Origin of the sequence: Sulfitobacter guttiformis (assembly GCF_003610455.1) — a bacterium.
Lineage (GTDB): Bacteria > Pseudomonadota > Alphaproteobacteria > Rhodobacterales > Rhodobacteraceae > Sulfitobacter > Sulfitobacter guttiformis.
Window position 1 is genome coordinate 32,345 of sequence record NZ_RAQK01000004.1, and the last position, 20,935, is coordinate 53,279.

Here is a 20,935-nt window from a genome sequence, read left to right on the forward strand (position 1 = left end):
CTCATTTCGTTTTCGTTACTGTTTTTTCGATGACAAGTTTGTACTTGCCCTTTCCGCGCCAGCGGTCGCGGATCAGCTTCTCCAGAGTGCGCAGGCGGGCGCGGCCCACATCAGGTGCTTCACCGTCTTGCAGGATATAGGTCAACTGGAGCACAGAGGGCTTTTGGGCGATCTGCGAAATCAACCCGTCCACCGCATTGGCCAATGCCGGCTGGGGCGCGGTATCGCCCGCTACAAACGCTGTGGCTGTCAGATCAATATCGACCACATTCCCCAGACGCGCACCAAAGTTCAGCTTGGCGAATTTGCCGGCTGTCAGGCGGACCACCCGCGGGTTTTCCGTGGTGACGTTGAAGCCGGTGGGCAGCGTACGGGTATCCAGTTTCAGCATGAAGTTACTACCGATGTTGCGCGGCAACGCGGCACAAGGCAGCGAATAGCGGCCGTGCTCATCTGTCGTGATAAGGATGCCGTCAGGGGTAACGAGGCGTACGCCTGCAAGGCCCGGTTCTGATTGGTCTTCACGTTGTGGGATTGCATCCAACTTGCCGAATTTACCGCCACCGACATAGCTGTCATCGATAATCGGCTCAGCCAAAGTACCTGGTCCGTCCTGATAGCCATTGCCATTACGGTCGTTGAACACGCGGCCAATCACGTCCGAGCAATCAAAGACATGTTCCGGATCAACCCTTACCGCAGCTTCGGCGATGTTGGAGACGGTCCTGCCAAAGCTGTTGTCGAGGTAGGTGCGGTTGGTGCGGGTGCCAAACTCGCCCGTGCGCGCAACACGCACGGCGAGGGTCACAGTCGTCGTCGCCCCCGACGCCAGATCATCGCGCCATTCCAGCGTACGACCAGTGATCACAGGATCAACCGCCACACCGTTCACGCGGCCCGTCCCGGGCGTATAAAGCAGACCTGAAGGCAGGCGATCAATGATGCGCGCATTCAATATGTCCAACTCGGTGTTGTTGGTAAATGTGAGCGTATAGTTCACGGTTTCACCAAAGACTGCCGTGCGACGATCTGCTGTTTTGGTCGCAACAACGTCCGTTAGCCCCTCACAGGTGCGGATCGGGATGTTGTTACCGATCAGTATCGGATCACCCGCCGCTACTGTAAAGCTGGTGTAGAAAGGATTTGCCGTTGCGGTAGAGTCTGTGAGCAGACCAGTTTCACCCGCAGGCAGCGATCCAATGACACCTGGATTGGCGGGCGCAAAGCTGGTCGCATCCAGATTTCCAAGAGTGAGGCGATCGACGGAGGCCTGTGTATCATCGGGATAGGTGATGCCCAGCACATAAGTCCCCGGTGAGGTGACAAAGAACTGGTAGGTGCCATCCGTCCCGCCGCGCACAACCGTGATTGGCCCCGAGGTGCCGGCACCGGTTTGGGTAAACCCGCCGCCAGAGACACTTACCAGACCGCCGGTCAGCAGGCGACCGTCATCTTCGCAATAGAATGCGCCGGTCGGGTCATAGTCGAACTGGTCGGCGATCCCGTCGCCATCGCGGTCGGCGGTCGGCGATTCAAGGTAGTCAGGAATGCCATCGCCGTCCTGATCCGTGGTCAGTACAACAACCTGACCTTCGGTCGGTACGGCAAGTTGGGTAGACACAACAGAAGCCGTGTTTGGCGCACCGGGTTGGCCAGTGGCTGTGGCATAGACCATCTCAAGGGTGATTACGCCTGTTGCACCGGGCGCAAGGGAGGCATCCCCGCTCAGCAATTCGGTAACCGAATTGCCGTTATAGGTCGTGTTCGCGGTCCCGTCTGCAAAGCCCGTGATGCTGACAGTAGGCGGATAAGTTTCCGCCAACAGCACTGCGGGCGACAGGAAGGCCACCAGATCGTCGCGCACCCGAATACCAGATTGCGTGACGTTGCCTGTGTTCGTGACTGAAATGGTAAATGTAGCGCGCTCGACCGTCGGGAAGAGGAGCGCGTTGGTGCCTGCTGCTTTTACAATCTCGAAGCTGGGCAATGCTGCAACGGGCACAACAGTCGGGTCATCGAGTCCGTCCCCGTCGTCGTCTGACACGTCAATCAGGGTCCCGCCTGACGGTGTCAGGGCGGTTGCTGTGACAGTGTTGACGAGACCGCCGACATCAACGTCTTCTTGTGTCAGCACCACGCTGACCGTGTATGTGGCAATTTCGCCGAGGGCGAGCGTGCCCGCAGGTGATGGCGGTGTGCCGTCTGACCCGACAAATGTGACAGGTGGCGTACGTGGGTTGGCCTCCCGAATATCTGTAGTGATGTCCGCCATGGTGATATTGTTCAGCGTTACATTGCCAGTGTTGCGCGCAGTGATGATAAAGTCGACGGTTTCACCGGCCAGCGCGCCAATTGCATCGGGATCGGCAATCTTGATCACTTCCAAACCGGGTTCCAGATCAATGACCAGTGCAGTTGGGTCATCCTTGGTATTGCCGTCATTGGGATTGCCGTTGTTGGAAATACCTGTAACCGCATCCCCGTTGGGATCCAGCGCACTTATCAACGCGGTGTTCAACAGTCCGCCTGCGTCAATATCGTCTTGGGTCAGCAGATGGTTCACTTGCCATGTGGCTGTCTGTCCCGGTGCCAGAGCTGCAGGGACGTTCACCTCAACCGCACGCGCGAGAACAGGCGTGCCGTCCAAGCGTGTCATGCTGTCCGAAGCCACAAGATTGGTCAGGTTCTGGTTGCCAGTATTCAGCGCGTTGATCTCGAAAACGATGGTTTCACCTGCGGTGGTGCCGCTGCTTACAATCGTCTTTTCGACGCTGATTGCTGGCGCTGGCGGAGCGATGAATTCGGTCACATCGCCGGTGGAGTCGCCGTCACTGTCAATGCCATCATCCGATATATCGCTCACGCGGCTGTTTTGCAGATCACGCGCATTTACTGTCACCTGATTGAGCAAGCCGCCGGCATTAATGTCACTTTGGCGCAGCCTTCGGGTCGCAGTGTAAACCCACGTTTCATTGACATCCAACTCACCGTCGCTGTCCAGGTCCGTGGAATCACGCAGTGCAAAAGGCGCATCCAGCGTGACAGCTCCGCCACCCAGTCGCGTCATCGTGTCGATTACCGCCACATTTCGAAGGCTGATATTACCGGTGTTGCGGACAAACAGGGTGTAATTGACCGGCTGGTCCAGAACGGCCGGAGCCGGAGCCACCACTTTGGTTGCTTCAAGGCTGCCATTGCGGACAGGTCCCGGTGTGGTCACATCTGCGGTATCGCTGGCGCTAGAGCCACGCGGACCATCGCCTGTGACGGTGGCCGTGTTGTCGATGCTGCCAGCATCCACATCTGCCTGCGTAATCACCCGCTCCAAGGAGCAGCTGTTGTTGGTCGCTCCGGGGAGCAATGTGGCAATCGAGCAGCCGTAATTGGCATCCATCACATCTGTCACGGTGAGGTTTCTCAGCGTAACATTGCCTGTGTTTTCGACGGCGAACAGATAGGTCAGCGTGCTTCCAACAGCGCCAAACGGCGTTGGCGTAGCGGTCTTAGTCAGGACCATTGCCGGGTCCGGTGCCGGCATGTTGAGGACCAGTGTCCGCTCATCATCTACACGATCACCCTGCGGGGTAATCCCGCGTGTTGTGGCGATGTTTGTGAGGGTGCCGGAATCTATATCGGCCTGCGTCACGACATAGGTGCCGGTACACTCAAGGACTTCGTCCCGCTCCAAAACCTCTTGGGCGCAGGTAAAGTTTGTGAGCATGGGATCGCTGATCGACACGCCGCGCAGGGATTGGTTGCCCGTATTGGTGGTCGTTAGCGTATAGGTCAGCACCTGACCTGCGCCCGTCACCGTCAGGGGGGCGGCAGTTTTTTCCAACTCGATCGCGGGTGCCAGATCGGCAGCAACGGTGACGCTAGAGGGGGGCGACGTGACTTGGGTATCGTCGGCACCAAAGAAAGTTTGTGCAAAGGCTTCGTTAAAGACCTCTCCGCGGTCCAGATCGTCCTGCGTTACGAGATAGGTGCCACCACACGTCAGGGTTTCTCCGGCGGAAAAGTCTGGATCGGCTGCTGTCGAGGTAAAGCACAACACCTGCCCGAACAATGTGTCGGTCACTGTCACGGGGGACGCAAATGCACGCGTTCCGGTATTGGTGATCAGGAAGCTATAGGTGAGTTGATCATCCACTTCAGAGAATGTCGAACCCGTCTGCACTGTCTTGAGAATGCTTAGCGCTGGAACGCCCCGTTCGGGGATTGTCGCAGAGGCAAGCGGCGAGGTGGTGGTGCCGTCACTCGCGCTGGCAAGGTTGGTGACGCTGCCCAGATCCACATCGGTGGCGGTCACGGTATACGATGCGCGGCAGACATAGGTGCCACCAGGGGCAAGGCCCTCTGCCGGGAAGGCATCACAGGTAATGTCGCTGCTCGGGATTAGGTTGTCAGTCACTACAACTGGCGTTTTGATTGTCACATTTCCAGTGTTTGTCGTGGTATAGGTGTAGACCGCAACTGTACCTGTGGTGAAGTCCTCTGACGAGATCGGATCAGCAACTTTTTCCAAAGACAGCGCAGGGTTTTGTTGCGCCAGAATGGAGGCCGTTGCAGGTAGCGATGTTGTGCCATTCGCACTCGCTGTTGCGGAGTTGTCGATGCGACCTGCATCAATATCGTCCTGTGTCACGGCGTATGTCGCGCTACAGGTCAGCTGTTCCAGCGGTGGCAAGCCACCTGCGGGTACCGCAGGACAGGTAATTGTTCCGCCTGCATCGGTGATCAGTGGATCGGCCACGGTTATCGGACCAGCAAAGGTTACATTGCCGCTGTTGGTCACGCCGAAAACATATGTCAGCAGTTGACCTACGCTGTCAAAACTCGCGGGGGCATCATCTGCCAGCCCTTTGACAAGCGTGAGTTCGGGCGCGGCTGGCACGGTCAGAACAGTCGGGTCGTTGACCGTATTTCCGTCACCGTCATCGCCATTGTCGGTGATGTCGCTTACAGGCGATCCCACAGGCGGGGTGCCAACGACACGTGCGGTGTTCACGATGCCGCCTGCATCAATATCTTCCTGCGTCAGGGTGTAAAACGCGCGGTAGGTCGCGAATTCGTCCGGCTCCAAAACGCCGACAGATGACCCAGCGGAAGCGCCTGTAAAGACGGGCTGCGTTGTCAGTTCAAGGGCCGTGCCATCCGCGCGCGTCAGCGTGTCACTTGCAACAGCCACACCGGTTAAAGTGACGTTGCCCCTGTTGCGGATCACGATTTCAAACCCGATGGAGGCGTCGACAACCGGTTCGCTGGAGGCGATGGTTTTCTCACCCTCGATCCTTGGCATACTGGGTATGCGCGTGGCCGTTGGGTTGTTATCGCCATTGGCCGGAACGCCATCATCCGAGGCATCGATGACCAGTGCATTATTCGGCGCAATACCGCGCGCGGTGACCTGATTACTTACCCCTCCGGCGTTAATGTCGTCCTGCGTCAGGATGTGTTGGACGGTATAGGTCCAGATTTCGCCGACTTCCATCAACGTTAGGGCATTGGCATCGCCGCTGACATATGCAGGGATCGGTGCCGGTTCTATATTGACGCCATTGAGACGGCGCAGAGAGTCCACCAGACTGATGCTGCGCAAGGTCTGGTTGCCTGTGTTCGCTACGGTAATCGAATAAGACAGTACGTCACCAGCGGTCGGAGGTGTCGACAGCCCTGTTTCGTCAACAGTTTTAACGACCGTCAGTTCGGGATTGTTGAGCTGCGGTGTAATCGTCAGCGGATCAACAAAAGTTGGCGTGCTGCCATCCGGCCCGGTTGCCGAAACGGTCGCAGTGTTGCTCAGAACGGTCTGGGTATCGACATCATTTTGCGTCACTAAATATGTCGCTGTGAAGGTTGCGATGTCACCGGGGGCAAGGCTGCTCCAGCTGCCATCGTTTGCAACGGCGTCGTTGCTATCACCCGCAGGAGCGGTATCCACAGTCAGTGCATCCCCCGCAACCGGAAGCACCACAGTGCCGGATGCAGATGTGTGCAAGTCACGCACTCTCGCGTTGCTGAGGGTCAGGTTACCGCTGTTTGTTACGGTGTAGGTATAAGTAATCACTTCGCCCGCAGCGACATCGCCTGTAACATCAGCGCTCTTTTCGAGCAGGATTTGAGGGTTGGCGATGGCCGGAACGGTGACGCTGTCGGTTTCTTCTCCGGGTGTGGCGGGCAAGGGGGCCTCAGGGGACGACGCGCGGGCGATGTTGGTGATCGCGCCGGCGTTCATATCCGCCTGCGTGACCGTATAAGGTGCTTCGCAGCGCAAAGTGCCGCCCGGTATGATGCCCAGTGCAGAGATCGGTGCACAGGTCACATTTGCAATGCGGTCATCGGTGATTTGCGGCTGTGCGGTGAGCGTGATGTTGCCGCTGTTTGTGATCAGGTAAACATAGTTTATGACCTGACCCGCGCCGGTGACCTGCCCGACGTCCGCCGATTTCACGAGGCTGAAGGCTGGCATGTGATCAGGGCCGCGTACGAACAGATCGCCCGTGCCTGTCACCGTTGGCGCATCCGGTGTCGCAGCAACGGCAGTGCCATTGGCCACGTTGACAAAACCGCCGAACGGATCGGCCCCGCCATTCAGCGCATCCACGTCGGCCTGCGTTGTTGTGTAAGAGACAAGGCACCTGCTGTCTTCCTGACCCGGTGCGAGGGTGCCGATATTACAGCTCGCAGGTGTGGTAACGCGTGCGTCTGACAGCGTGATATTATCGAGGGTGATATTGCCTGTGTTGCGCGCCGTCAGGCGGAACTGGATAACCTGATCCGGTCCGGTAAATGCGGCCTGTCCTGCTGCTGGTGTCGGCACCAGTGTTTTGGCCACATCCAGCACAGGTGCAGGCACTGTTAACAGCGCGGAGACCGTCGCCTCACCGCGAACAGTAGCACCTTGTGGTGTCTGTGCAGAGGTTGCGGCCACGTTAATCAGCGATTGATTGTCTATGTCTGCCTGCTTCACGCGGTAGGTGCCGGTACAGACCAACGTAGCGCTTGGGATCAGCACTACGTTTGCAGGTGCTGGCACTTCGCCAACCGTACAGGTCAGTACGGGCAGCATGGGATCTCTGATCGCAACGCCACTGAGGGTCTGATTGCCGCTATTGGTCGCGGTTAAACGGTAGGTAACCAACTCGCCAACTGATACGGATCCGGTCGGGGCGCTGATCGCTTTGGCCAATGTGAGCAACGGAGCGGCATCCGCATTAACTGTTTTGGTTGCCGCCGGTGAGATCACTGAAATCTGGTTCGGTGTGCCGGGTGCAAACACGGTCTGCGCAACGGCCTCATTAGTGACAAAGGTCGCGTCCAGATCTGCTTGGGTGATGGGATAGGTCGCTTGGCAGGTCGCAATATCCCCCACACCGAACACCCCGTCGGCTGAAGCGTCATGGCAGACAATTGGTGTCGGGATCCGGTTGTCCGTCACAACAATATCTTCGGTGAGGCCGGTATTGGACGTGTTGGTAACAACATAGCTATAGGTGATGATATCGCCCACTTCGGCGTAGGTGATATCGTTCGGGACAGAGTTCTTGACGATGCTCAGGGACGGATCAGCGCCCACCGGATAAATGGCGCTGTCACTGGGTGAGGTAACGGGCGTGCCGTCAAAAGAACCTGTGGCAGATGCGGTGTTATTGGTTGCTCCGAGCTGTAGATCGCTCAATCCAAGGGTATAACTACCATCACAGGTCAGCGTATCTCCAGGGGCAAGGCTGCCGCCCGGCACTGCGGGGCAGCTTGCATTTGTCGCAAGTGAATCATTGATGGTGATTGGCCCATCTATTGTCACGTTGCCATCGTTGATCAGCGCGAATTCATAGGTCAGCACAGTGCCGATATCGAACAGGTCCGGCGTTGCTGCCAACAGCGTTTTGGTCATACTCAGGGATTTGGTCTGTATCGCGGGGGCTGTTGCATCCACTGGTGCGGATTGAACAGGTCCGCCATCAAACAGCGCCTGCGACGTTGCTGTGTTGGTGACAAAGCCGCGATCTAGGTCTTCCTGCTCGGCGGTCCAAACCTGTTCACAAGTAACTGACGCCCCCGGTGCCAGTGGTCCGGTTGCACAGGCAAGGCCAGTGCCGATCTGGTCGTCATCCAATGTAACAGGTCCGGCGAGCGTTACGTTTCCGTCATTTGTGACGGTAAAGGTATAGGTGATCTGATCGCCTACCGCGTCAAAGCTGCCTGCTGATGTGGCTAAGATGCCTTTGGTTGTAACAAGGGCAGGTCTCTGGATTGCAGGGCTCACCACAGTAGAGGGCAGCGTGTTCCGCGGTGCTACTGTCGGGTCGCCCGGATTTACGGGGATCAGTGGTTGGTCAATGCTGGCAGTGGCCGTGTTAGACACATCGCCACGGTCCAGATCGGCCTGCCCGATACGGTAGCTGCCCGTACAGGTGGCGCTTGCTCCCACAGCCAATGGCGGCGCAGGACACGTCACACCACCAAGCCCTTGTGCATCAATGATCGGGTCGCTGATCGTGAATGGCGCGGTCAGGGTTATGTTGCCTGTGTTTGTAACCACAAATTCGAACGGAATGATCTGGTTGACGGTATCAAATGGCACAGGAGCGCCTGCGGCCAACTGCTTTACCATCATGAAGGCGGGCGCACCCTGAAGGTTCACTTCTGTAGGGTCATCGGTGGTGTTGCCATCGGCGTCATTACCATCGTCAGATATATCGCTGACAGGTATCCCACCGGGCGCCGTTGCCTCGACGACAGCAGAGTTCCGTACGCCACCTGCATCAATGTCTTCTTGAAGAAGTTCATAGCTGACGCGGTATTCCCATGTCTCGCCAACTTCGAGTTCGCCTGCGACCCCGGCGTCACCGCCAGTCGGGACAGGAATCAGGTCCAGCCGTGTACCGTCACGACGGTTGAAGGTATCCGTGAGCTCCACATTGCTGAGGGTCACGTTGCCTGCATTGCGCGCAGTGATCACAAAGCTGATGGAGTCACCGACCTGAACAGGGGTTTGCAGGCCGGTCACGTTCGCCACTTTGGTCACATCCAGCAATGGCGCGCGCGGGATCGCTGTGATCGTCGGATCATTATCATTCGCGCCGGGCGTTGCATCGTCCGAGGCATCCGAGATCGTGCCGCCACCGGGCAGGTCGCCTGCCGCGAGTGCTTCGTTGCTGATTTGCCCCGCGTCGATGTCAGCCTGCGTGACCGCATAGGTCGCGGTAAAGACCATCGGCACTGTTCCAACAGGCAGGTCCAGCGCGGGACCGCCACCCAGTGCCGCACCACCACTTTGTAGGGTCGGTACGGGGGATGTTCCCGTACCGCTGAATGTGGTCTCGCTTATTACAGGGTCCAGCACAGACACGTTGCCCGCATTCGTCAGCGTGTAGGTATAAGTGATGATATCGCCCACACCCGCAATGCCGTCAGCACCGGGATCAAACACCGAAGTTTTTACCAAGCCGATCGCCGGGGCGGGAGGAAAGATTGTGACAGTCGGATCATTATCGGCAGGGTTTGCGCTGCCATCATCAGACTGGTCACTGACCGGATTGCCCGCAGGGTTGGTCGGACTGCTGACAGCAATGCTCGCCTCGCCGACAGCGACGTTGGCCACGCCGCCCGCGTCAATCGCGGGTTGGGTCAGGACGAATTGGGCCAGATAAGTCCATGTTTCGCCGACATCTAGAAGGCCATCACCGTCAATATCACCATCGTCAAATGTGGGATCACTGCTGAGCGCCAAAGCGCCGCCCTTTGCATCCTGCAATGTATCATCCACCGTTGGCGCGGTCAGCGTGACGTTACCGGTGTTTGCAACAGTGATCGTATAATCAATCACATCACCGGGTTTTACCGGTGTGCTCAGCCGCGGGGTCGCTACCTTTACCGTTTGCACCGAAGGCACCCGCACAATTGGTGTTTGTGTCGGGTCATCGCCGTCCAGATCGGCCGGATCGGATAGATCACTGACCGGATTGCCCGCAGGGTCATTGGCGCTGGCGGTGGCTTGGTTTTCGACCGTGCTGGCGTCAATGTCGTCCTGCGTCAGGATATAGGTCGCTGTGAATATAATCGTGTCACTGCCAACAGGCAGATCAATGGTTGCCGGATCGCCCCCAATGGACTGTCCGCCGCTGGCATATACGGGTTCGGGCACGATCCCCGCCCCGCCAAAACCGGTTTCGATAATGCTCACATCATAAAGCGTCTGGTTACCGGTGTTGCTGATAGTGTAGGTATAGGTGATCGTATCACCCACATCGGCACGGCCATCCGCGCCAGTGTTTACAACACCGGTTTTCAACACATCGATATCGGGATCCGTGTCAAACAGCGCGATCGTCGGGTCATTCGCCGGGTCGTTGTCAGCGTCAGGCCCGTCAGTGGCACCCGCATCATCATCCGAGATATCCGAAACAATATTGTCGGCAAGGTCCCGCGCCACAGCGGTCACCGAGTTGGAGAGCCCACCCGCATCTAGGGCCTGTTGGTCCATCGTAAAGCTGGCAGCGTATTCCCAGATTTCACCAACATTCAGGAAACCATCGCTATTGGTATCGCTGGCAGGCAACAATGCAGGTTCAGACGCCAGGGACAATGCTTCCCCTCTGGTATCCAGCAGCGTATCGGTAAGCACAGGGGCTCTAAGCGACTGATTGCCCGTGTTTGCCACGGTAATTACGAAGCCGATGGTATCGCCAACCTCTGCCGGAGAGGACAAATTTGTCGCGCCAATACGCTTTTCCACGACCAGCTGACCAGCGCGGGGCAGTTGCGTCACGGTCGGATCTTGTGAATCAGGGGCCGCGCTGTTGTCATCGGACACATCGCTGCCTGGCACACCGGCAGGGCTCACGCCCGACGCGGTGGCCTGATTGGACACAGCGCCTGCGTCCAGATCGTCCTGCGTCAACGCATAAGTCGCGGTAAATAACAGCTCTCCGTTGCCGACAGGCAGATCGAAAATCGCGGGATTGCCGCCAAGGTTCGCACCACCGCTTAGGTAGACCGGTAAGGGTGTTGTCCCTGTTCCGCCAAAGTCGGTTTCAGCAATGACCACATCCAGCATGTCCAACAAGCCGGTGTTGGTGATGGTATAGGTGTAGGTGATTGTATCATCCACATCCAACACGCCATCGCCGCCATCGTCCGTAACCGCGGTTTTAATCACCGCAATCTGTGGAATGCCGTTCAGCACAACATCTGTTGTTACGGCATTGCCCGGTACCGGAAGGCGCTGTGGATCATCTGCAGTAACGGCAACAGCGTTACGGATTCCGCCCGCGTCGATCGCAGGTTGCGTGACGTCAAAGCGGGCGGTGTAAACCCACGTCTCGCCAATATCGAGCTTGTTGTTGTTGTTGGTATCGCCAAACGCCGGGCTGGCCAGAGCCGGTTCAACTTCGAGGTCCAGCGGATTGCCGTCGATGTCCGTCAGCATATCGGTCAATACAGGCGGATCAAGTGTCTGGTTGCCTGTATTCTCGACCTCGATCCGGAAGGGTATTTGCTGGCCAACCACGGCAGGTGTGGTGATGTTTGTTTCATCTGCTGTCTTTGTCACAGCGATCTGGGGCGCCTTGTTAATCGTCGTGACAGACGCGTCATCCTGATTTGAGGCTGGAGGAGTTCCGACAGGGCCGGTGCCCGTAACGGTAACAACGTTTGCCAGCGTAAATTGCGCATCAACATCTGCCTGAGTGACCGTGTAGGTGGCGGTGAATGTGACGGCATCACCGGGGCCAAGTGTGCTCCAGATACCGGGTCCGGCTGTATCGACCGATGTTCCGGCTTCGTTGATATCTGTGGTCAGGACATCCCCGCCAACGACAAGGGGTGCTGTACCACTGGCCGAGGTATGCTGGTCATCCACCGTGACATTTTCGAGGGTCACATTGCCCGTATTCGTGACAACATAGGTATAGGTGACATCTTCGCCCACAGCCACGTTAACAAGCGGGCTCGCCGTCTTGGCGACTGTAATCGCAGGTGTCTGTACCGCATCGATTTCCAATGTGGCGGTATCATCCGGCGATGGCACGACCTGAGAGCTGCTAACAGTAGCTATGTTGGTCACGCTGCCGCTGTCCAGATCGGCCTGTGTCACATTATACGTTGCAGTACAGCTGTAGTCAGTCAACGGGGCCAAACCGCCTGCGGGAAATGGCTCGCAGGCGAAGGTGCCGATTTTGTCATCGGTGATTTGTGGCACTTCGGTCAGTGTTACGTTGCCGAAATTGCCAACGGTATAGGTGTAGGTAACCAACTGGTTATACGTGTCAATTTCCGTCAAATCAGCCGTCTTCGACAGAATGAAATCAGGCTCCCGCTCGGGGCCAATGACCAACACTTCACCGCTGCGCGTGATCGCCGGCAATGCCGCGTTGTTCGGAGTGGCGGTAACGTTTGCAACGTTCACAAATCCACCGAAGACTGTCGTACCGTCCCTGTTGATCGTGTCGATGTCTTCCTGGGTAACTTTATAGACGAATTCGCAGGAACTATCGGTCGCGCCAGGGGCAATGGGACCAACGGTGCAACTGGGGGGCACAACCGACCGGCTATCGGTGATGGTGGCAGTCTGCAACGTGATGTTGCCCGTGTTTTCTACAGCAATGACAAAGGTAACTTCCTGATCGACCGAACTGAAATCAGACTCAGGGCCCACGGGGCGAATGGTGGATTTTGTCACAACCATGTCCACGACCGGATCTTCGATAATAACCGTGTTCGTCGGCTCCCCCGACAACGCGACACCCTGTGGATCAGTGGCCCTGCCAGTTGCTGTGTTAACCAGTGTCTGCGCGTCTACGTCCTGTTGCCGAACCGTATAGATACCCGTACATACCAATGCCTCACCGGGCAGAAGGGTAACATTTGCAGGCGCTGAGGTGCCGGCGGGGTTCACGATACATGACAAGTCGGGGACCAGCGGGTCGGTCAATGTCACGCCGAACAGAGTTTGGTTGCCTTCATTGCTGGCCGTCAATTGATAGGTCAGATCCTGATCCAAACCAGCGCCATCCGGAATGGGTGTAATCATTGCTTTGGTCACGATCAGCGACGGGTCTTCCGCGATTGTGATAGTTTCAGCCGCGTTGGGTGAGACTACATTCGTCGCATCTCCAGCAGTCCCGAATACAGTTTGCGCGGTGGCGTTATTGGTCACAAAACCACGGTTCAAATCGGCTTGGGTCAGTGGGTAGGTAAAGTCGCATGTAATGGTACTTGCCGGCAGCGGATTTTGTGGATCAGGGCTGCTTGGCAATGCTGAGCCTGCTGTCTTACACACCAGCGGACCCGGGATTTTGTCATCGACAATCGTGATTTCCCCGACCAACCCGACATTGCCTGTATTGGTTACAAAATATCGGTAAGTCACGATATCCTGAGTGCTGTCATATGCGGCAGTGCCATCGACAGGCGTCGCTGTGACGGGCAACTCTTCTTTTACCAGCGACAGTGCCGGTTTCGCATCCACAGGAAAGATCGCATCGTCACTGGGCGATTTTACGGGCTGGCCGTTGAACTGTCCGGTTGCCGTCACAACGTTTGTTGCAGCGCCGAGTGCGAGGTCGTTGTTGGTAATGACATGCTGTGTTGTACAACTGAGTGTGTCATTCGGCAGAAGTGCGTTGTTGGTCAGGGCATCACAGGTAAAGCCGGAAGGGAACGGTACGAGGCTGTCGCTGAAAGTAATCGGACCGTCGATGGTCACGTTACCGAGGTTGGTAACGACGATTGTATAGTCAAGGCGCTGACCGGCATTGAACGTGGCACCCGATGGGCCAACGAATGATTTTTCAATGCCAAGTGCGATGTTCTGAACCGCATTGATCGTGACGCTATCTGTGGGTGAGGCAACTGCCACAGTTGTGTTGTCGCGATCCACAAAGGTGGTATCAGCGTTCGCAACATTGGTTACTGTCCCATCATCAAGCGCGTCCTGATCCGCGCGATAGATCTGCTCACAGGTGACTGTGCCCCCCGGCAAGATCGGCGGCGCTCCACAGGTTAACGTACCGCTGATTTTATCATCTGTGATCGTGATCGGATTGAGCAATGTGACATTGCCGCTGTTGGTCACGACATATTCAAAAGTGACCGGATCGTTGACTGCCCTATAGCTGGCCGCAGACCCTGTCTTGACCCGCTTGTCGATGCTGAGCGCAGGCCGCTGGGTGGCGTCGATACGCACAATGTCCGGCGCGGACGACACGGTAACGGTCGTCGGACCGCCCGGTGTCTGCGGGATAACAGGCTGCGCGATTGTCGCCGTAGCGGTATTTTCAATAAACCCGTCGTTCAGCATCTGCTGCGTTACAGTTGATGTCGCGGTGCATTCGATAGAGTCACCAATCGCGAGGCCAGCACTGGGCACAGCGGGACAGGTCACTCTGGCAATGCGGTCGTCAGCAATCGTAATGGGACCCGTCAGGGTGATATTGCCTCGGTTGAATACATTGTAGGTATAAGAAAGAGTTTGACCAAGCGTGTCATAGGTCCCGACAAAGCTGGTTGCCTTTTCGACCTCAAGCGCGGGGAGCTGCGCAGGCCCTGTAACGGTCACTTCGTCCTGTGCAGTGACCACAGTTGACCTTCCCAACGATCGGCCCGTAACGCCAACGGTATTGGTATAGCTGCCCAGATCGACGTCGAGCTGATCGAACGCTTTCGTTGCGGTCAGTGTAGCACCACCGGAACATGAACTGGTGGTCGCACCCGGCAACAGATCATCCAGCGGACATGAAAAGCCCAGATCGGGATCGTTCACTACCAGACCTGTCAGGGTCACATTGCCGTTGTTGGTTACAGCAAAGGTATAGGTTTCGCTGTCCGTGGCCGAGGTATACACACCGTCGGCGCTTTCCTTTGCGATGGTGACACGCGCATTTTCAGCAGGGCCACGAACCACGGCAGTCGAAGTTTGATCAGCCGGATCGTTCACACCGGCGGGCGCATCAACGGTTATGCTGGCGGTGTTTGTGATCTGACCGGCATTCACATCTGCCTGTGTGGTAAGATAGGTGGCAACACAGGTGCGGTCCGTACCACCAGGTGCCAATGTCGGAATGGTACAGGCCACAGGCGTCCCGAAGAACGGATCGTTAATCGCGATATTGGTCAGGGTAACGGTGCCGGTGTTCACAACGGTGAGCAAGAAATTGATCGTCTGGTCCGCAGCGGTAAAGGCGGCAGGTGCTGTCTTGGCAAAATTATAGCTGGCAGTGCGCAGTGGACCATTAACATCCCCATCGCTGGTTTGCGTTGTGATCTCGGGAGACGACAGCGTCGCCGTATTCAACACTTCGCCACGGTCGATATCGGCCTGCGTCACCGTGTGCTGGTACGTGCAGGTCCGGCTGATCGCAGTCGGAGCAAGGGTGGCGATAGTACAGCTATATCCCGCATCCAGACTGTCCGTGACATTCAGGTTCGTCAGCGTTTGCGTGCCTGTGTTCTCGACCTCGAACACATAGGTGATCTGTTCCCCGACTGCGGAAAAGCTTGTGCGGTCCGGCTGCTTGTCGATGCTCGCAACCTTGGTGCCCGCACCTGCCTGCAAAGTTGCAGTGCTTGTATCGGTATCGCGTTGTTGTGGTCCCTGTGCGGGCTGGGCTGTAACCGTGGCAGTGTTGAAAATCGTCTCGAGGTTCACATCCTGTTGCTTGACGGTATAGGTTCCCGTGCAACTGTCACTGCCGCCGGGCGCGATGTTTTCCAGCGTACATACAAGGCCGGGAATCCGCGGGTCCGTCACAGTCGCGCTGCGTAGGGTCACGTTGCCCGGGTTGGACACCACAAAGGTATAAGTCAGCGTATCATCGAGCAGCACAAATTCGGCAGGGCCCTGCTTGTCCAACTCAACCATCGGGCTGGCGATGACAGGGACAGTCGCGCCTGCGGCGTCCGAAGTGATAATCGTCGTCGCCCCGTTGTTGTCATACGAAAAGCTGGCCGTGGCCGTGTTCAGCACTTCACCTGCATCAAGCTCGGCCTGCGTGATCCCGCTGCGCGTACCGGTACAGGTAAAGCTGGCGCCGATGGCAAGGGTCGCAGGTTGCACACAGACAGCAGGTGCTGTCAGGCGTGCGTCAGAAATGGTTATCAATTCTTCTGGGTTGCGCAGCGCACGATCGCCGGTGTTGGTGACGGTAAAGGTGTAGGAGATGCTGTCTGCCGGCAGGCTAACCGAGGCGGTGTTCGCGACTTTGGCAAGAGAGATCTCGGGGTTAAAGTCGGGTGAGATCTGCGCACTGACCTGATTGGACCGTATTTGACCTGCGGCCGCTGTCGCTGTGTTTACCACAACACCAGCGACGATGTCGGTAGGTGTCAGCACATAGTTGGCTGTACAACTACGCGTCTGATTGCGGTCCAGCGGCGCTGCAAAACAGGTAAAGGAGCCAATCTTGTTGTCTGTGATCGTAATCTGGGTAATGCCAAGGTTATCCGCCAGACGCACGTTGCCGGTGTTGGTTACGTCAAAGGTGTAAACAACGGTGTTGCCTGCCTGAAAGTTTGCGGGCGTAACAACGGGTGCGGTTTTAACCAGACTGATGGCCGGTTTCTGGTCTGCGGGTACAGTGACGGTGTCAGTGTTGGAATCGATTGTATCACCAGCGGGTCCGGCAATTGTAGCGGTCGCGGTGGCCGTATTTGTAACACCGCCATTATTGATGTCTGACTGGGTTGTCGGATAAACGCCCGACTGGCAGGTGATCGATGTGTCCGGCGCAATGATCGCAGCAGAGCATATGACCGCGACCCGATCGTCCGCGACAGTCGGGACCAATAGATCGACGTTACCTGTGTTGGTCAGGATATAATCATACTCAAGCCCGACGCCTATTTCACCAAACTGGCTGGGCGATCCCGCATCGAGCTGCTTGTCGAGGGTCAGACCGGTTGTGCGCACAGCGGGCACAGTCGCACTGTCGGTGTCACTATCGCTTTGACCGGCCACAGTGATTGAGGCGGTTGCCGTGTTTTCAAACTCACCGGCGTTGATGTCGGCCTGCACGACAGTATAGCTGGCCGTACATGTGACGCTGTTTCCCGGCGCCACAGGGCCTGCAGGGCAGGTCACGGCACCCGCAGTCGGATCGGTCACGACAGGCGCTGTCGGGAAGGTCACATTACCATTGTTGCGCACAACAAGCTGATAGCTGAGCACATCGCCAACACTATCATAATCTGCGGTAAGCGCTGTCTTGGTCAGCTCAAGGTCGACGGTGGCGGCCGGGCCCGGCAGTTCAACAGTATCCCTTTCGGTCAGCCGTCCGTTTTGGGGCGTGTCCGCCGATACAACGAGTGTATTGCTGAGCTGGTTTGCGCTGTCAGCGGCAAAGGCATCCACATCGGACTGCAAAACCGTGTAGCTGCCAGCGCATGTGAAGTCATCTTCTGGCGCAAGGTCAGGCACGTTACACACCAGTGCAGGGATCAGACTGTCGCTCACTGTGAAGTTTCTAAGCGTCACATCGCCGTCATTCCGGATCAGAAAACTGTAGGGCACAGTGGTGCCGGCATTGCCAAAAGCGGTGAGCGTCGTAGACTTTTCCACAAACAGAACCGGCGAGGCCGCAGGGCCCGTCACGGTCACGGTGTCGGATAATGTACCAAGATTGCCAAAATCCGGCACACCTGTTGCGCGTGCAATATTGGTGACCTCTTGCTGGTCAAAATCTTCCTGCGTGATCCGGTAGGTCGCGGTACAAACGGCAAAATCGGCTACGCCGCCAGGGTTCGTATCATTGATGACTGTCTTGTTACACGAGGGCGGCGCGGTCTTGTCATCGACCACGGCCAATTGCCGGATCGGGACCGACCCGATGTTTGTTACCGTATAACTGTAAGTAATAAGGTCACCCACAGCGTCAAATGTGGTGGGGCTGGCCGATTTCTCCAGCGTATAGCCGGGAGCAACTGTGACGATGTCACGGTTGGCCAGATTATTGCCGCGCGTGAAATCCCAGTAGTTGTCGTTCGGATCGCGGTCAAAGACCTGCGTAGTAGTCTGTCCTGTGGACAGGATGTTGGACAGCAAGGCCGAATTGGTCGAACTGAACCAGCCCGTGTTGAACGTGTTATTCCCAAATCCCTGCACCTGACCAAAGCTGGTTGTGCCTTCGTTGTTGGTAATGTCGGTCCGGACGTCCGACCAGTTACCAACGGTAAATCCATTGAGCCGCAGCGTGATGTCGTTTTGGTCAAAGCCGTTGACCTGCGTGTCGCCGTCATATGCCGAGAAGCGGACATAGACGTTGGACAGCCCGCCGCCGAAATAACTCGTACAACTGGCAAAGCCGCAATCAAGCGTCAGCGGATTATTGATGGTAAAGGGATTTCCACGGAATGCCACTGGCTCTCCGCTGTTCTGAAACCCGATAAACGCTCCCGCGGGATTGGAAAACTGATAGTAAACGTTACCATTCAGACCAACCAGAACAAAGGCCACACCACCAGCTTCGGGGTATTCGGCAGGTAGGGAGAGGGATGTGCCGGGGACGTTTCTGGTGAATGGTGTCGCCGACACTGATTGAACAGCGAGAAAGACAAACGCCGCTGAGATAATAAAAAATTCAACACGTTCCAAATGAACTTTTTCATACTAATCCAGCCACTTTGTCACCATACCAAGGGATGCAACAAATTAGCGTTTTTAAACTCAAAACACTGCTGAATTCCCGCATAGATTATGTTCAGCGATTGCCCTGCCAAACAAGGGGGAAAAGTTTTCGCCGCCTGCCAATGTGACCGTTTTTATCGCGATGTGACTTAAATGTTATTTGGCGCTACAAGGTTAACAGTTACATCCAGCTGTTATTTGTAATGCTCTTTGGGTCAAATACGGTATGAGATCGGCAGCTAATATCCCGCCTACCAACGGTTATCGCGCACACCTGAGAGTGGCCCGCAAACCGGTCCGATCAGCCGCTTTCGGTCTTTGGCTCGCGCTCCACCATATCGATTTGCGCACCGGCGCCTGAGACATAGCGGCGGCCGGATTTCAGAACCGGAGTGTTCTTCGACGCCCCCACGCTGCGTTCGCGCAACACAATATAGAGCCCGCTCAGCATCACGATGCCCGCGCCTACCCATGTGCTTGGGTCGCCAACCTCGTCAAATATTAGGATGCCGTATCCGGCGGCCCACAAAATCTGGCTGTATTGCATCGGTGCCACAACCGCCGCATCGCCGCGCCGGTAGGCCGCGATAATGCAAAGCCCCGCAAAAAACGCGAGGATCGATACAATGCCCATGAGCCCCAGATGCGCCAGCGGCATCGGCACATAGACCATCGGCAAAAACGCCGCCATCATCAGGAAATTGGCCACCATAGGATAGAGCATCAAGACCGCGCTCCGCTCGGCCCTCCCGATCTTGCGCACCACGACCGAGGATGTTGCACTGCCCAGAGCGGCCACAAGGGCCGCAAGATGGCCCGTTTCAAACGGGGCGGCACCAGGGCGCAAAACTACCAGAACACCGGCCAGTCCCAGCAGAACCGCGAACCAGCGGTGTGGCCCGACCCTCTCGCGCAAGATGGGGATCGCCAGCACGGTGATCAGCAGGGGCGTGGCAAATAAAATCGCATAAACCTGCGCAAGCGGCAGCACCGAAAACGCATAAAACGCCGAGGATGCCGTGAGAACTGCCGCCGCCGTGCGCAGGGCGGTCCACCACGGATGCACCGGCCGCAGTGTTCCGGCTGTCGCGTCGCGCATCAACATTACCGTTGCCAAAGGAAAGCTTAGCAAGACAGAAAAGAATATGATCTGGAACGGGGAATACGTCGCGCCAAGGTATTTCACCACCACATCGTGGGTGGCAAACAGGGCAAAAGAACACAGGGCGATCAGTGCCGCCTTGAGATTGGATCGAGAAGTCTCGGGCATCGGGTCGTCCTGTTGCGGCTCCGCTCTGGTCTAACGCCTTTGCCCGAAGGGTCAAGCGGCGCGCGCGGGCCGCTGCGACAAAGCATATAAAACCTTTGGTGCATACAATTCATGGGGCAAAGTGTTTGGCTGCATGGCCTTCCACCCTGAATCGCCGCGTCATTGTTGCAGGTGGCGCAGCAGGACAGTACATGGTTTAAAACTGCTCTCAAACATCAGGCGGGGACCATGCCGGCACCAAGTAACAGTAAAACACCAGTCGATCTTTTCATCATTGGTGGCGGGGTGAACGGGTGCGGTATTGCACGCGATGCGGCGGGGCGGGGTCTGAGTGTAACGCTGGCAGAGATGAACGATCTCGCCTCCGCCACCTCCTCCGCCTCGACAAAACTGTTTCACGGTGGCCTGCGCTATCTTGAATATTTCGAGATTAACCTCGTGCGCCACGCCCTCAAGGAGCGGGAGGTTTTGTTGCGCGCTATGCCCCACATTTCATGGCCTATGCGCTTTGTCCTGCCGTATCATGCCGATATGCGGTATGAGGGCGAAACGCCGGTTTCAAAGATCCTGAGCATTGTGATGCCATGGATGCGCGGCCGTCGCCCCGCGTGGCTGATCCGGTTGGGGCTTTTTGTGTATGACAATCTAGGCGGACGAAAATTGCTGCCCCCCACCCGCAGCATCTCGCTTCGCGGCACCCCTGAGGGTGCTCCGCTGGAGGCGCGGTTTGAGAATGCGTTCGAATATTCCGACTGCTGGATCGAGGACAGCCGCCTTGTTGTTCTGAACGCCCGCGATGCCCAAAACCATGGGGCGCGCATCCTGACACAGACAAAAGTAATCTCCGCTAACCGCGTGGGTGATATGTGGGAAGTGCAAACAGATGGTCCTGCTGGTCCGCAGTCGCACCACGCGCGCATCCTTGTGAACGCAGGCGGCCCATGGGTCGGCGACATCATCCAGACAAAGCTGCGGGTAAACTCCTCCGAGGGGGTCCGTCTGGTGCGCGGCTCGCATATCGTCACGCCCAAACTTTATGATCA

Annotated in this window: 3 protein-coding genes; 1 reads left to right on the forward strand and 2 read right to left on the reverse strand. The window is 56.9% G+C overall.

Annotation, left to right across the window (positions count from 1 at the left end; all coding sequences use genetic code 11):
- Position 1: 1 nt before the first annotated feature.
- Together C8N30_RS19105 and C8N30_RS19110 are read right to left on the reverse strand one after the other, a co-directional pair.
- On the reverse strand, positions 2-18,589 hold the full coding sequence (locus tag C8N30_RS19105; protein ID WP_025060860.1) for a beta strand repeat-containing protein: 18,588 nt from the start codon (positions 18,587-18,589) through the stop codon (positions 2-4).
- A 334-nt stretch (positions 18,590-18,923) separates the two neighbouring features.
- Complete coding sequence (locus tag C8N30_RS19110; RefSeq protein WP_015063183.1) at positions 18,924-19,892, reverse strand: DMT family transporter; 969 nt, start codon at positions 19,890-19,892, stop codon at positions 18,924-18,926.
- A 228-nt stretch (positions 19,893-20,120) separates the two neighbouring features.
- Between C8N30_RS19110 and glpD the strand changes: the two genes are divergently transcribed.
- The coding region (glpD, locus tag C8N30_RS19115; protein WP_120222911.1) for a glycerol-3-phosphate dehydrogenase at positions 20,121-20,935 on the forward strand (815 nt) is incomplete at its 3' end.

Bases quoted from the DNA above. Each gene is read 5' to 3' on its own strand.
- C8N30_RS19110 (WP_015063183.1), bottom strand. From the start codon at position 19,892: ATGCCCGAGACTTCTCGATCCAATCTCAAGGCGGCACTGATCGCCCTG.